This window comes from Stenotrophomonas pavanii (assembly GCF_900101175.1).
Classification (GTDB): domain Bacteria; phylum Pseudomonadota; class Gammaproteobacteria; order Xanthomonadales; family Xanthomonadaceae; genus Stenotrophomonas; species Stenotrophomonas pavanii.
This window is the reverse complement of the sequence record NZ_FNFQ01000002.1, coordinates 421,459-435,232: the sequence shown is the minus strand read 5'-3', so window position 1 is coordinate 435,232 and position 13,774 is coordinate 421,459. Positions and strand designations below refer to the sequence as shown.

General features: G+C 68.9%; 10 protein-coding genes. 5 read left to right on the top strand and 5 right to left on the bottom strand.

Annotation, left to right across the window (positions count from 1 at the left end):
• From BLS66_RS05415 to BLS66_RS05405, 3 genes are all read left to right on the top strand, one after another.
• On the top strand, nucleotides 1–3,887 hold a 3,887-nt coding region (locus BLS66_RS05415), incomplete at its 5' end, for a YadA family autotransporter adhesin (protein WP_074725346.1).
• A gap of 61 nt (nucleotides 3,888–3,948) precedes the next feature.
• Complete coding sequence (locus tag BLS66_RS05410; RefSeq protein ID WP_064238727.1) at nucleotides 3,949–4,791, top strand: OmpA family protein; 843 nt, start codon at nucleotides 3,949–3,951, stop codon at nucleotides 4,789–4,791.
• A 121-nt stretch (nucleotides 4,792–4,912) separates the two neighbouring features.
• Nucleotides 4,913–5,203 (top strand): DUF6959 family protein, encoded by a 291-nt coding sequence (locus BLS66_RS05405; RefSeq protein ID WP_014037513.1) that lies wholly within the window; start codon nucleotides 4,913–4,915, stop codon nucleotides 5,201–5,203.
• A gap of 86 nt (nucleotides 5,204–5,289) precedes the next feature.
• On the opposite strand, the gene BLS66_RS05400 is transcribed toward BLS66_RS05405, so the two are convergent.
• A complete protein-coding gene (locus BLS66_RS05400; protein WP_074725345.1) occupies nucleotides 5,290–6,117 on the bottom strand; it encodes a class I SAM-dependent methyltransferase in 828 nt (275 codons plus the stop codon).
• Between the two features lie 63 nt (nucleotides 6,118–6,180).
• Between BLS66_RS05400 and BLS66_RS05395 the strand changes: the two genes are divergently transcribed.
• Nucleotides 6,181–6,585 (top strand): MerR family transcriptional regulator, encoded by a 405-nt coding sequence (locus tag BLS66_RS05395; protein WP_049464503.1) that lies wholly within the window; start codon nucleotides 6,181–6,183, stop codon nucleotides 6,583–6,585.
• Nucleotide 6,586: 1 nt separating this feature from the next.
• On the opposite strand, the gene BLS66_RS05390 is transcribed toward BLS66_RS05395, so the two are convergent.
• The 3 genes from BLS66_RS05390 to BLS66_RS05380 form a co-directional block, all read right to left on the bottom strand.
• Nucleotides 6,587–7,303, bottom strand: coding sequence for an MgtC/SapB family protein (locus BLS66_RS05390; RefSeq protein WP_049464505.1), 717 nt, complete (start codon nucleotides 7,301–7,303; stop codon nucleotides 6,587–6,589).
• A 115-nt stretch (nucleotides 7,304–7,418) separates the two neighbouring features.
• Complete coding sequence (locus BLS66_RS05385) at nucleotides 7,419–9,191, bottom strand: chloride channel protein (protein ID WP_049464512.1); 1,773 nt, start codon at nucleotides 9,189–9,191, stop codon at nucleotides 7,419–7,421.
• A gap of 62 nt (nucleotides 9,192–9,253) precedes the next feature.
• Nucleotides 9,254–11,335: a TonB-dependent receptor family protein gene (locus BLS66_RS05380; protein ID WP_074725344.1), complete on the bottom strand. Its 2,082-nt coding sequence runs from the start codon at nucleotides 11,333–11,335 to the stop codon at nucleotides 9,254–9,256.
• Between the two features lie 131 nt (nucleotides 11,336–11,466).
• Here BLS66_RS05380 and BLS66_RS05375 point away from each other — a divergent pair, with 131 nt between their 5' ends.
• Nucleotides 11,467–12,387: a M14 family metallopeptidase gene (locus BLS66_RS05375; RefSeq protein WP_049464510.1), complete on the top strand. Its 921-nt coding sequence runs from the start codon at nucleotides 11,467–11,469 to the stop codon at nucleotides 12,385–12,387.
• A gap of 450 nt (nucleotides 12,388–12,837) precedes the next feature.
• Here BLS66_RS05375 and BLS66_RS05370 read toward each other — a convergent pair whose 3' ends face one another.
• On the bottom strand, nucleotides 12,838–13,689 hold the full coding sequence (locus BLS66_RS05370; RefSeq protein WP_074725343.1) for a LysR family transcriptional regulator: 852 nt from the start codon (nucleotides 13,687–13,689) through the stop codon (nucleotides 12,838–12,840).
• Nucleotides 13,690–13,774 lie beyond the last annotated feature (85 nt).

The window sequence follows — 13,774 nt, the reverse complement described above, 5'->3', positions numbered from 1 at the left end:
CGCTCAACAACACGGTCGGTGCGGTCGGTGGCGTAGTGGGCGGTGCCCTCAACGGCACGGTTGGCTCTGTCGGGAGCACTGTAGGTGGCGCACTCAACGGCACCGTCGGCACGGTCGGCAGCGCAGTAGGTGGCGCACTCAACGGCACCGTCGGGACGGTCGGCAGTGCAGTGGGCGGCACGCTCAACAACACGGTCGGCACCGTCGGTGGTGCAGTCGGCGGCATTCTCAACGGCACCACGGGCAGCCCCGGCACTGGCCTGGGCGGCGTGCTGGGTAGCACGCTGGGCAACGTCGGCAGCGCGGTGGGCAACCTGCTCAACGGCAATCTCAATGGCACCGTCGGCAACCTCGGCAGCGCCGTGGGTGGCCTGGTGGGTGGCACGCTCGGCAGTCTCGGCCTGACCCAGCCGTCGGCGATCCCGCCGACCAGTCCGAAGGCGCCGGCGCCGGCTGACCCGAATGCCGGCCTGATCATCGGCACCGGCGGCCTGGTCGGCAATGTCGGCCAGCTGATCGGGCCGACCACCACCAGCCTGTTCGGCGGCGATGGCTACGTCAGCAACGGCAATCTCAAGCTGAGCAACGCCAACGTCATGCAGACCTATTCGGCGGTCAACGTGCTGGGTCTGCCGGTGGTCAACCTGTCGCCGGTCGGCAGCACCCTCAATGGCCTGGGCGGCGCGGCCACGGGCGGCAGCTCGCACCTGACCCTGATCGGTGGCGTGACCTCCGACAGCTACATCTACAACATCAACAACGGCAATCCCGGTGGCCTGCTCGGCCTCCTTCTGCCGACCGATTCGCCGGCGTGGGCGGCCAAGTGCCTGGACATCGCGCTGGCCGACATCTCCTGCTGGGCCGTCAACGCCGCGCAGGACTACCAGGTGCTGATGGGTGACGGCGCCTTCGCCAACGGCTCCAAGGAAGTGGTGATCGGTGCCAACGCACGGCATGAGCTGCCGAAGGTCGATGCCAACGTCGCCTTCCCCGGTGATGGCGTGAACGATCCCAGCAACCCGACGGGCGTGCCGACGGCCGACTATGCCGCGCGCATGGGCCATTCGGTGATCGTCGGCGACAGTGCCGTCGGCACCGCCAACGGGCAGACCCTGCTGGGTGCCGAGTCCACCTCCAACCAGGCCAATTCGGTCGCGCTGGGCTACCGCTCGGCCGCACTGCGTGGTGCGCAGGCCAGCTACAGTGCCTACGGCCTCACGGCGCCGCAGGTGTCGGCCGGTGAAGTGTCGGTGGGCACCGCCGGCGGGGGCGAGCGCCAGATCACCAACGTGGCTGCGGGCAGCGGCAACACCGACGCGGTCAACGTCGCGCAGTTGAAGGGGGCCATCAGCCTGATCAATGGCGTGGCGGATGCGGCAGTGACCTACGATCTGGACGCCGGCGGCAATCCGAACTATCGCCGGGTCACCCTCGGTGCAGGCACGGGCACCACCACCATCGGCAACCTCGCCGCCGGTGCGGTCACCGCGGGCAGCCTCGAGGCCGTCAACGGTGGCCAGCTGGCGGCAACCAACAGCGCCATCGCCAGCTTCTTCGGTGGTCGTGCAGCCTTTGACCCGGCCAGTGGCATCTTCACCGCGCCGCTGTTCGAGATCAGCACGATCTCCACCACCGGCGCCATCGCCCAGGGCCTGTACACCAACGCCACCGATGCCTTCGCGGCGGTGGATGGTTCACTGGTCAACCTCAACACGCAGATCACCGATATCCGCAACGGCGGTACCAAGTACCTGCGGGTGAACTCGACCGGTACCGAGGCTGTGGCCAGCGGCGCCGATTCGATTGCGGTCGGCACCAATGCGCGGGCGACGGCGGCCAACAGCATCGCGGTGGGTGCGGGAAGCCTTGCAGATCGTGCCAACACGGTTTCCATCGGTGCTGCTGGCGCAGAGCGTCAGGTCGTCAACGTGGCGGCCGGTACCGCGGCCACCGATGCGGTCAACGTAGGACAGTTGCAGGCATCGGAGCAGGGCGCGCTGCGCTACGACCTCAACGCCGATGGCAGCGTCAACTATGCCAGCGCCACGCTGGGCCAGACCGGCACCGCCACCACGCTGCGCAACCTCGGCCCGGGCCAGGTCAGCGCCACCAGCAGTGAGGCCATCAACGGGGCCCAGCTGTTCGCCGCCAACCAGGCGGTGGCCACCCACCTGGGGGGTGGCGCCACAGTCGATGCCAACGGCGTGCTGACCGCACCGACCTACTCGATCAACAACGTGGCCGCCAACGGCACCATCACCCGGGGCAGCTACAACGATGTCGGCACCGCCTTCGATGCGGTCAGCAACTCGCTGGCCAACGTTGCCGACCAGACCGGCGAGATCGACAAGCTGGCCGTGAAGTACGACGTCGATGGCGCTGGCAACGTGCTCAACAGCGTGACGCTGACGGGTACCGGCAGCGGCGCGGTGAAGATCACCAACGTGGCCGCCGGCAGCATCCTGGCCGGCAGCACTGATGCCATCACCGGCGACCAGCTGTTCAACACGAACAGCACCCTCGCCAACTACTTTGGTGGCAGCACCGCCTACAACGGCAGCACCAATGTGTGGACCGCGCCGACGTTCAGCATCTCCAGCATCGCCACCGATGGCACCTTCACCAGTGGCGATTACAACAACGTCACCGCGGCCTTCACTGCCGTGGACGGTTCGCTGAGGATCCTCAACCAGCGCATCAGCAACGGCGGCGGTGGCAGTGCCTACCTGGCGGTGAACTCGACCGCGGCGGCGGCAAGCGCGGCCGGTGCCGAAGCGGTGGCCGTGGGCCCGCAGGCCAGTGCAGCCGGCGCCAACAGCGTGGCGGTCGGCAACGGGGCCAGCAGCAGCGCCGGCAACAGCGTGGCGCTGGGTGCAGGTTCGGTGGCCAGCGTCGGTGCGCAGAGTGGCTATACCGGGGCTTACGGGCAGGCCGGCGCCAGCAGTTCCGCTGGCGAGGTGTCGATCGGCAGCAGTGGCAGCGAACGCAAGATCACGCATGTCGCCGACGGCTCCGATGACCATGATGCGACCAACGTCGGCCAGCTGAAGAACGGCGTGAACTACGCCATCGACCAGTCCAAGGCCTACACCGACCAGAAGATCCAGAACATCACCAACGTCGCCGGCAGCTTCCGTGCCAACAACACCAACAACCTGGCCGACCCATCCGCCAGTGGTGCCAACTCGGCCGCCGGTGGTGCAGGCTCCAGCGCGGCCGGGGCCAACGCGACCGCGCTGGGCAATGGTTCACAGGCGCAGGCCGACAACTCGGTGGCGCTGGGTGCGGGCTCGGTGGCCAACCGTGCCAACACGGTCTCGGTGGGTGCCAGCGGTGCCGAACGCCAGGTGGTCAACGTGGCCGACGGTTCGCAGGCCACCGACGCGGTCAACGTGCGCCAGCTGCAGGCCTCGCAGCAGGGCACGATCCGCTACGACACCACGGTCAATGGGGCCACCAACTACAACAGCGTCACCCTTGGCAGCACCAGCAGCGGGCCGACCACGGTACGCAACGTCGCTGCCGGTACCGCCGGTACCGACGCGGTCAACGTGGACCAGCTGAAGTCGGGCATGGCGCAGACCCTGGACTGGTCCAAGGCCTATACCGATGAGCGCATGGGCGGCTTCGAGCGCGACCTGCGCAAGACCGACAACCGCGCCTCGGCCGGTATCGCTTCGGCGATGGCCACCGCCGCCCTGCCGCAGCCCAGTGAAGCGGGCCGCAGCATGGCCTCGATCGCGGCCGGCAGCTACAACGGCGAATCGGGCGTGGCGGTGGGCATCTCCGGTGTCTCCGAAGGCGGTCGCTGGATCTACAAGTTCAGCGGTTCGACCAACAGCCGAGGCGAGGCCGGCGTGGCCGTCGGTGCCGGCATCCAGTGGTGATCCCCGCGGCCGGGCCGCACGCGCGGCCCGGCATCGCGGAAACGTCTACAGGGGGAATGACATGAAACCGCATCGTATCGCCCGCGCCGGCCGGTTCGCCGCAACGCTGGGCCTGGCCCTGGGAATGGGCCTGCTTGCCGCGTGCCGCAGCCATGCGCCGGCCGCCGAGGGTCCGGCCGACGCCACCACCGTGCACTTCCCGGAGGTCTCGAAGGCCTCGCTGAAGGAAGGCATCTATCCCGACGTTGCCGACCTGCGCCGGTTCGCACCGGGCATGAGCAAGCGGCAGCTGTACACACTGCTGGGTACGCCGCATTTCAACGAAGGCATGTGGGGCGTACGCGAGTGGAATTACCTGTTCAATTTCCGCACCGCACAGGGCGCGGAGTACTTCACCTGCCAGTTCCAGGTCCGCTTCGACAGCAAGGGCACTGCGCAGGCGGGCTACTGGAAGCCGGAATCATGCGCGGCCGTACTCGAGCCGCCGCGGCCACCGGCACCACCGGCACTGGCGCCGGCGCCGCTGCCGGAACAACCGCTGCGGCTGTCGGCCGACGCGCTGTTCGGCTTCGACAGCGCAGTGCTCAGTGCCGAAGGGCAGCGCGCGGTGCAGGGCATCCTGGCGCAGGTACGCGAGGCCGCACAGGTGCAGTCGATCCGGGTGACCGGCTACACCGACCGCATCGGCAGCGCCAACTACAACCAGGCGCTGTCGCAGCGGCGTGCCGAGGCGGTGCGCGCCGCGCTGGTGCAGGGGGGCGTGCCGGACACCAGCATCAGTGCCGAAGGACGTGGTGCCGCCGAGCCGATCGTGCAGTGCGCGCAGCGCAACCGGCGTGAGCTGATTGCGTGCCTGGCACCGAACCGGCGCGTGCAGATCGCCGGCATGGCGCAGCCGCGTTGAATTTCCTGCGCCGGGGCAATGCCCCGGCATCCCGAGTCCCCCCTGACTGCCGGCAGGCGTGGCAACGTCTCCCCCGTCGTCCACGCCTGCCGGCGGCTCAGGTCTGCAAACGGTGCACGTGATGAATGCCCAATTCCTGCCCCTCTCCATGAAGACGGAAGCCACTCTCAGCGTGTACGGGCAGCTCGGCAACCACGCCGTGGTGCGCATCCCCGGGCGGCGACTGCCAGGCCTGATCCTGCAGGCCGATACGGTGGCCGGTTTCCTGGCCCAGCTGCAGGAAGCGCAGGCGTGCCTGCGCAGCGGCCGGGCCCAGCGCACCGATGCCGAGCTGGACATGCTGATCGACGTGCTGCAGCAGTGGTACGCGCTGATCGAATCGCGCCTGGCCGACGCCGGCGAGGCGCTCTAGAAGAAAAAGGGGACGGAGGGGATTAAGTCGTTCTTGCCCCGGCTGTGCCGGAAACGACTTAATCCCCTCCGTCCCCTTTTCCTGTATCAGGCGCGGGCGCGTACCTGCCAGCATGCGGCGTCCACGCGCACGCGGTCGCCCTCGATGAACGGTGCGAATGCCGCCAGCGCCCTGGACAGCAGTGGATGGGCGCGTTCGTCCGGCAACGTCCGCAATGCCATGCCCAATGGGCCCAGTTGGCCGACATAGGTGGGCAGGTCGTCGCGGGCGAGCGCGCAGGGCAGGTCCACGGCAGTCACCTCCACATCGTTCCAGCCGGCCGCCTGCAGCAGGCGCTGCACGCGTTCGCCATCGGCGAAGGCGAACTGTCCCGGCGCGCCGGGCACGCGGGGCGGCAGATCCAGCGCATCGCCGATGGCGCGCTCGGCGGTGGTCATGAACGGGTTCTCCTCGGCACTGCGCCAGGCAATGAAGTGCAGGCCGGCGCGGGGTCGTGCCGCGCGGCGCAGGTTGGCGAAGGCTGCCTCGGTATTGTCGAAGAACATCACCCCCAGCCGCGACTGGATCCAGTCGAAGTGCGCGGAAGGCAGCGGATGCCGCTGTGCATCGGCAAGGATGAAGTCAGCCGCCCGTCCGGCGGCCTCGGCGCGTTGGCGGGCCAGCGCCAGCATCGGCGCGGAAATGTCCAGCCCCGTGCAGTGCGCCGCCGGGCGCGCTGCCGCTGCGGCCAGCAGGCTGGCGCCGGTGCCGCAGCCGATGTCCAGCAGTTGCGTGACGGCCTGCGGCAGTTCGGCGGCCAGCAGGTCGGCCATCGGCTGGAACAGGCCATCGAGGATGGCCTGCTGTTCGACCCATATCTGGCCGCCGGGACCGTTCCACAGGGTGTTCTGATCAACAGGGGATGTACTGGCCATGGCCTTGCCTCGCCGGGAAATTGGCCCTAGGTTGGCGCTTGAAGGTGACTTGAGGTCAAGCCCATGCGTGAACTGGATATCGGCGAGGTGGTCAAGCGCAGCGGCGTGCCGGCCTCGACCCTGCGCTACTACGAACAGCTGGGGCTGTTGCAGGTACTGGGCCGCCGCGGCCTGCGCCGGCAGTACGACGCGCAGGTGCTGGAACGGCTGGCGCTGATCGGCCTGGGCCAGGCGGCCGGGCTGTCGTTGCAGCAGATCGGTGCATCACTGCCGTCGCCGCAGGGATGCATCTCACTCGACCGCGAGGCACTGCTGGCACAGGCCGAGGTGCTGCAGCGGCAGATCACCCGGTTGCAGCGGGTGCGCAGGCACCTGCAGCGCGCGGCGGCCTGCCCGCAGGCGGAGGATGCCCGCAAGTGCGGTTCGTTCCGGAAACTGTTGCGCGCGCAGCAGCGGATGGGCGGTTGAATCAATCGCGGGTACTGACTTCCCAGGTGGCATGCAGCACGCCCGGCACGTGCTCCATCCGCGCCAGGACCAGGTCCAGCTCGTCGGCGCTGACCGCCGTACTGACCAGCACTGCGATCACGTCGGTGGGCGCGTCGGCATGCTCGACCAGCTGTACGTCGCCCACCGGATACTGCGCCGCCTCCAGCGCGTCGACCAGGCGCTCGCGCACCCGCGGCACCGCTTCGGCGTCCACGCTCAGGCGCACCTCGTAGGTGGCCTCGGTCGCCGCCTCGTTGATCGGGATGCGGTTGATCGCATTGACCAAGGGCCGAAGCAGGGTGTTGCCGGCGATGATCAGCACGGTCAGCAGCACGCCCTCGGCCAGCATGTCCGCGCCGGTGCAGCTGCCAACGGCCGCCGAGCACCACAGGGTGGCGGCCGTGTTTAGGCCGCGCACGTTCATGCCTTCCTTCATGATCACGCCGGCACCCAGGAAGCCAACGCCGGAAACCACGTAGGAGATCACCCGTACCGCCTCGGCACTGCCGGCGATGCGCATGCCGAGGTCGACGAAGGCGGCGGCGCCGACCGCGACCAGCACATTGGTGCGCAGGCCAGCCGTGCGCTGCCGGTACTGGCGCTCGGCACCGATCAGGGTGCCCAGCACGAAGGCAGCCAGCAGGCTGACGACGGTGTCGGCGAAGGGGCCCGCCTGGAAGGTCTCGATGAAGCGCATGGCCGGAGTCTATCGCGTCGAAGTGACAGTAGCTCCACGCCATGCGTGGATATCCGGGATGTCGATCGCCAGGGTGCCGGAAACGACTTAATCCCCTCCGTCCCCTTTTTGCGGGTCAGTCGGTGTCCTCGACGCGCTCGCCCATCAGTTCGCGTTGGCGCTTGTCCAGCTCCTCGGCGTAGCGCTTGCGCACGAAAGCTTCGGAGACGACGCCCAGTACCTGGCCGTCGGCGGCGACCACGGCCAGTTCGTCGGCCTGGGTCTGGTCGAAGCGCTGCATCACGCTCACGACGTCCGCGGCCGGCGACAGCGACACCTCCCGGTTCTCGGCCAGCTCGCCGATCGCGGTTTCCGGCTTCACGCCATCGCCGTAGACGCGCGGGATCTGCACGATGCCAGCGTAGTGGCCCTCGCTGTCGATCAGGACCACGCGGCTGCCTGAGCCCAGCGGGAAGCGCTGGCGGAACGCGGCGGCGTCGAGATCGGACGGAGCGGTGGCCACGCCCTTGCGCATCAGCCGGCCGGCGCTGAGGTTCTGCACCCACCCCACGTCGCGGGCGCTCTTGATGGTCTCTCCGCGCAGGTGCATGCGCCAGGTCGAGAACGAATAGCCGAACCACTGCCGGACCAGCGTGCTGGACACCAGCACCGCGCTCATCACCACGCTGGTCAGCAGGAAGTCGTGGGTGCCTTCCAGTACCAGCATGGCCATGGTCATCGGCGCACCGACCACGGCCGCCGCCAGCGCGGCCATGCCGGCGAGCGCGGCGGAGGTGGCGTCGATCACCGGCACGCCGGTGGCCAGCGCCAGCAGGCCGGCGAACAGCGCGCCGACCAGGGTGCCCATGAACAGCGAGGCGAAGAACAGGCCGCCACGGAAGCCGAAGCCCAGCGAGATGCCCGAGGCCAGGCATTTCAGGGCCAGCAGCCCGCCGATCCAGATCAGCGGCAGCTGCGTGGTCAAGTCCAGGTGCAGCGCGCCATGGCCGGACGACAGCACCTGCGGGCTGGCCAGGGCCAGCGGGATCAGCAGCAGGCCGCCGACCACCGGCCGTCCCCACAGCGGCAGCGGGCTGCGCTTGACCGTGCCTTCGATCGAGGCGATCAAGCGCATCACCAGGATGCCGACCATCGCACAACAGCAGCCGAGCAGGCCGTAGATGGCATAGTCGGCGGCGCGGACATCAATCGTCGAAGCGGCTGGCAGCAGGTAGGCCTCGATGCCCGCCTGGTCGGCCACGAACGCACCGGCCAGTGCGGCAACCGCCACCGGCGCCAGTGCGGCCGGGGTGTAGGCGCCGATGACGATCTCGAAGGCGTAGAACGCACCGGCCAGGGGGGCACCGAAGGCGGCGGCGATCGCACCGGCGGCCCCGGCGCCGACCAGGATGCGCACATCGTTGCGGCGCAGGCGCATCACCCGGCCCAGCTGCGAGCCGCTGCCGGCGCCCATCTGCGTATACGACGCCTCCAGCCCGACCGATGCGCCACAGCCGTTGGAGAGCAGGGTCTGGGTCAGCACGATCAGGTTGTCGCGCATCGACATGCGGCCGCCGTGCAGGGCATTGGCTTCCACCGCGTCGAGCAGCGGGCGCTTGAGCCGTGCCGCCGCCAGGCTGACAAGCCCGACCAGCAGGCCACCCAGCGGCAGCACCAGCAATGCGGTCCAGGTCAGCGCGGGCAGGGAGCTCAGGCGCATGCCGTCGTCCAGCCCGTACAGGGTGCCCTGCAGCCAGCGCGCAATGCCGGACTGCAGCAGGGTCAGGTAGCCGGCGATCAGTCCGACCACCAGGGCCAGCGCGATGAACCACAGGTCGCTGCCGCGCAGCCGCAGCCGCAGGCCCTGGAAGGCCAGGTGCAGGCGCGATGGCGAAACAGGCAGCGACATGGTGGCGGCATCATACGCCGCCACCGTGATCGCCACCGTCACTGCATCGGGCGGTTACCGCGTCAGAAGCGGTAGCGGCCCTGCACGTAGAAGGTGCGCGGCGCGGCCACCATGCGGCCGGCGTTGCCATCGACGTTGCGGGTGTACCAGCGCGTGTCGGCCAGGTTGTTCACGCCCAGTGCGATCTCGCTGTCGCCCAGGCCCGGTACCTGCCAGGCCACCTGCGCGTTCCACAGGCGCACGCCCGGCACGCGGCCCACGCGCGCATCGGCGCTTTCGTCCCAGGTGTTGGCCGCATCGGAGAACTGGCCGCTCTGGTGGGTGCTGGAGACATTGAAGGTCCATCCGGCCAGCGCATAGCGGGCGCCGACACTGTCGGTGTCGCGCGCGTAGAACGGCACGTCCAGGCCACGGTTGTCACCGGACTGCTGGATCGCCTGGGTCCAGGTGTAGTTGGCGTACAGCTCCAGCCCGGCCAGCGCACTGTCCTCGGCGAAGTGGTACTCCAGCGCGCTTTCCACGCCCTTGTGGTCGGTGGCGCCGATGTTCTGGAAGGTCGGTGGGGTGATGCCCGGCACCTGCAGGATCTGGTTGTCGAAGCGCATCTTGAACACGGTCACCTCCGCGCGCAGTGCGCCGTCCTGCCAGCGCGCACCCAGCTCGGCGGTGTTTGCCACTTCCGGGTTCAGCGGATTGCGGGCGGTCTGCGAGTTGAGCTGGATGTTCTGCACCGGCCCGAACGAGGTGGTGTAGTTGCCGAACAAGGTCAGCTGCGGGGTCAGCAGGTAGGCGATGCTGAGCGAGGGCAGGGCCTTGTCGTTGCGGCTGCTGAAGGTGGCGCCGCCGCCGGCCTGGCGACGGTCCATGTCGATCCATTCCATGCGCACGCCCGGGGTGATCCGCCACGGGCCGATCGCGATGCGGTCGTCGATGTAGAACGCATGGGCATCGGTGGCGTTGTCGAAGCGGGTGGTGGCACTGGCCACGCCGGTGCGGCGGGTGACGGTGTAGCTGCGGTCGTTGCCACGTTCGCGCAGGAAGCGGTAGCCGGCGGTGATGTCGTGCACGCTGGCACCCCAGTGCAGGCGCTGGGTGTAGCGCGGCTCGATGCCGAGCACGCGGTAGTCACGCGGCTGCACGGTCAGCTGGGTGTTGGCGGCGTTGATCAACGAGCTGGCGCGGCTGCTTTCGTTGTAATAGGCCAGCACCTCGAACTCGCTGTTGGCCGACAGCGTGTTGGTGTAGCCCAGGTCGATGCCGGTGCGGTGGCCCTTCCAGAAATCGGTGGGGCGGGTGTTCTGGAACGGGTCGGCCTCGTACTGCGCACGGGTCAGGCCGCCCGGGGTCAGTGAACGCACGTCGTAGTAGGAGAGCTTGGCGCGCAGCTCCTGCTGTTCGTCGATCGCGTAAGCGAACTTCAGTGCGAGGTCGTTGAAGCGGTCATCGCTGCCCTGGCGCCAGCCACGCCCATCCTGGCCGGAGTACAGCAGGGCCGCACCCAGGCCGTTGTCACCGGTGCCGCCGAGGAAGATGTTGTACTGGGTGCTGTCACCGCCGCCATGGTCATGGGCGGTGTAGCGCGCGCCGACTTCGCCGTGCAGGCCTGCGTCGGTCGGAATGGCGCGGGTGCTGAAGTTGATGATGCCGCCCACGTTCTGCGGGCCGTAACGCACCGCGCCGCCGCCACGCACCACGTCGATCGAGTCGATGTTGGACAGGCTGGTCGGTGCGAACGACAGCTGTGGTTGGCCATAGGGCGCCACCGCCAGCGGTACGCCATCCAGCAGCACGGTCGAGCGCGGCGAGTAGCGCCCGGTCAGGCCGCGCACGCCGATGTTCAGCGACACCGAACTGCCGGCCGTGCCGGAGTTGTCGGTGACCTGCACGCCGGGGATGCGTCGCATGGCGTCGCCGATGCTGGCCGCGCCGCTGGCCTCGATGCGCTGGCGGTCGACCACCGTGCGTGCGCCAGCGAAGCGCTTGACGCTGTCGTGCAGGCCGGTGCCCAGCCAGCTGCCGGAAACCTGGATGCTGTCCAGCGTGGTGGCGCTGTCCTGCGCGAAGGCGGCAGCAGCCGGGAACAGGCACAGGGCGAGGGCGGCGGCCAGCGGCAGGCGGGCCGGTTGCAGGGCGTGGAAGGGCATCGGTTCGGGCTGCGGAAGGTCGTAAATGAGAATTATTGCCGATTCCGTTGTGCAAGGGAATGCGCTGCCGGGTCATGCCGATGCCCCGGTGGTAAAGTGCGCGACTGCTTTCCTGACCGCCGAGATCTGCCATGTCCCAAGCCGCCTTCTACCCCGTCGGAACCCCTGGCCAGCCGTGGGGCGCAGCGGAACGGGAGGCGTGGCGGAGCCGCCAGCAGCGCCTGCGTCGCTATGACGACGAGGTGCTGCCGCGCATCGACGCGCTGGCCTCGCGCTTCGACAAGGTGGCCTACGGCCAGCTCGACTACGCTGGCGAGACCTATACGTTGTTCGCCCTGCGCAGCCGCGACTGGAACCCGGCGCTGCCGGCCGCCCTGGTCACCGGTGGCGTGCACGGCTATGAGACCAGTGGCGTGATGGGCGCGCTGGAGTTCCTCGAAAAGCACGCTGCCGACTATGCCGGGAAGGCCAACCTGCTGGTGGCGCCGTGCGTGAATCCGTGGGGCTTTGAGCGCATCAACCGCTGGAACTTCGATGCGATCGACCCGAACCGCAACTTCCGTACCGATGGCCCTGCGCGTGAATCAACTGCGGTCATCGACCTGATCGCGCCGTACAAGGGCCAGTTCGTGCTGCACATCGACCTGCACGAGACCACCGACAGCGACGAGAGCGAGTTCCGCCCGGCGCTGGCCGCCCGTGACGGCAAGCCGTTCGAGCCGGGCCTGATCCCCGATGGCTTCTACCTGGTGGATGACAGCGAGAACCCGCAGCCGGCCTTCCAGCAGACGGTCATCGCCGCCGTGGAGAAGGTCACCCATATCGCCCCGGCCGATGACAAAGGCGAGATCATCGGTTCGCCGGTGATCGCCCACGGCGTGATCGAGTATCCGCTGGTGAAGCTCGGACTGTGCGCGGGCATCACCGGTGCGAAGTTCACCACCACCACCGAGGTCTACCCGGACAGCCCACGGGCGACCCCGCAGCAGTGCAACGACGCACAGGTGGCGGCGGTGTGCGCGGCGCTGGATTACGCGCTCGCCCATCGTTGACCGGGATTGCCGGCCAGCGGCCGGCACGACCTCACCCCGATGCCTCGGCCCACCCTGGGGCGGTCGGTTCCGGCGGTGTGCCGCGGCGCTGGGTTACGCGCTCGCCCATCGTTGACCAGGATTGCCGGCCAGCGGCCGGCACTACCTCCCCCCAATGCGTCGGCCCACCCTGGGGCGGCCGGTTCCGGCGGCGTGCCGCGGCGCTGGATGATGCGCTCGCCCATCGTTGACCGGTAGTGCCGGCCGCTGGCCGGCAACCACGCGAGACCGGATTGCCGGCCAGCGGCCGGCACTACCTCACCCCAATGCGTCGGCCCCCCCCTAGGGCGGCCGGTTCCGGCGGCGTGCCGCGGCGCTGGATGATGCGATCGCCCATCGTTGACCGGTAGTGCCGGCCGCTGGCCGGCACCCACGCGAGACCGGGATTGCCGGCCAGCGGCCGGCACTACCTCACCCCAGTGCGTCGGCCCACCATAGGGCAGCCGGTCCCGGCGGCGTGTCGCGGCGCCACAGCAGGTCGCTGTGGATGCGCCGCGGCCAGCCGGGCAGCGCCAGTTCCACCAGGCGCCCGCGGTCATAGCGCTGCACCAGCGCCCGCGGCAGCTCGGCCCAGCCAATGCCGTCCTCGGCCATCTCCATCACCATCAGGTAGTCGGTGGCGGTCCAGGCCAGGCCGGTGATCACGCGGGAAGGATCGACTTCCGCGCTCAGGCGCACCTGCCGATGCCGCGCCAGCTGTGCGGCGGCGCGACGCCCGGCGCTGGCCAGCGGATGGTCGCGCGCCACGTACACCGACAGTTCGCTGTGGTGGGCCAGCGGTCGCGCCACCAGCCCATCGGGATAGCGCTCCTGCCTGGGCAGCAGGCCCAGCCCGGCGCGACCACTGCCGACCAGTTCCAGCACGTCCTCACCCTCGGCATCCAGCCATTCCAGTTCGATCTCCGGGAACGCCTCGGCGAAGCGCTGCAGGATCCGCTGCTCTGGATCGAGCTGGTAGACATCGGAAAACACCACGGTCAGGCGCGACTCGACCGGTGCGGCCAGGCGCACGCTCAACTGCTGCAGGCGCGCATCGGCAGCCAGGATTTCCTGCGCATGACCCAGCACCTGGCGCCCGGCTTCGGTCAGCTGCGGGTAGCGCCCGCTGCGGTCGAACAGGCTCACGCCCAGGTCGGCCTCCAGGTGGGCGATGGCGGTGCTGACCGTGGACTGGGTCTTGCGCAGCCGTCGCGCCGCAGCCGAGAACGAGCCCAGCGCGGCGGCTTCCACGAAGGCCTGCAGGGATTCTGGGGAGTAGGGCATTGATCCATCGCTCCAGTCGATGGAATCTATTTTGATACCACCGTAAAAGACGATGATACTGATCTCCATCAGCGGTGTCTGCACC

What these genes read in the sequence shown, in the direction of transcription:
- BLS66_RS05370 (WP_074725343.1), bottom strand. Translation starts at nt 13,689, where the DNA reads ATGCCCTACTCCCCAGAATCCCTGCAGGCCTTCGTGGAAGCCGCCGCG.
- BLS66_RS05385 (WP_049464512.1), bottom strand. Translation starts at nt 9,191, where the DNA reads ATGTCGCTGCCTGTTTCGCCATCGCGCCTGCACCTGGCCTTCCAGGGC.
- BLS66_RS05390 (WP_049464505.1), bottom strand. Translation starts at nt 7,303, where the DNA reads ATGCGCTTCATCGAGACCTTCCAGGCGGGCCCCTTCGCCGACACCGTC.
- BLS66_RS05395 (WP_049464503.1), top strand. Translation starts at nt 6,181, where the DNA reads ATGCGTGAACTGGATATCGGCGAGGTGGTCAAGCGCAGCGGCGTGCCG.
- BLS66_RS05400 (WP_074725345.1), bottom strand. Translation starts at nt 6,117, where the DNA reads ATGGCCAGTACATCCCCTGTTGATCAGAACACCCTGTGGAACGGTCCC.
- BLS66_RS05410 (WP_064238727.1), top strand. Translation starts at nt 3,949, where the DNA reads ATGAAACCGCATCGTATCGCCCGCGCCGGCCGGTTCGCCGCAACGCTG.
- BLS66_RS05375 (WP_049464510.1), top strand. Translation starts at nt 11,467, where the DNA reads ATGTCCCAAGCCGCCTTCTACCCCGTCGGAACCCCTGGCCAGCCGTGG.
- BLS66_RS05380 (WP_074725344.1), bottom strand. Translation starts at nt 11,335, where the DNA reads ATGCCCTTCCACGCCCTGCAACCGGCCCGCCTGCCGCTGGCCGCCGCC.
- BLS66_RS05405 (WP_014037513.1), top strand. Translation starts at nt 4,913, where the DNA reads ATGAATGCCCAATTCCTGCCCCTCTCCATGAAGACGGAAGCCACTCTC.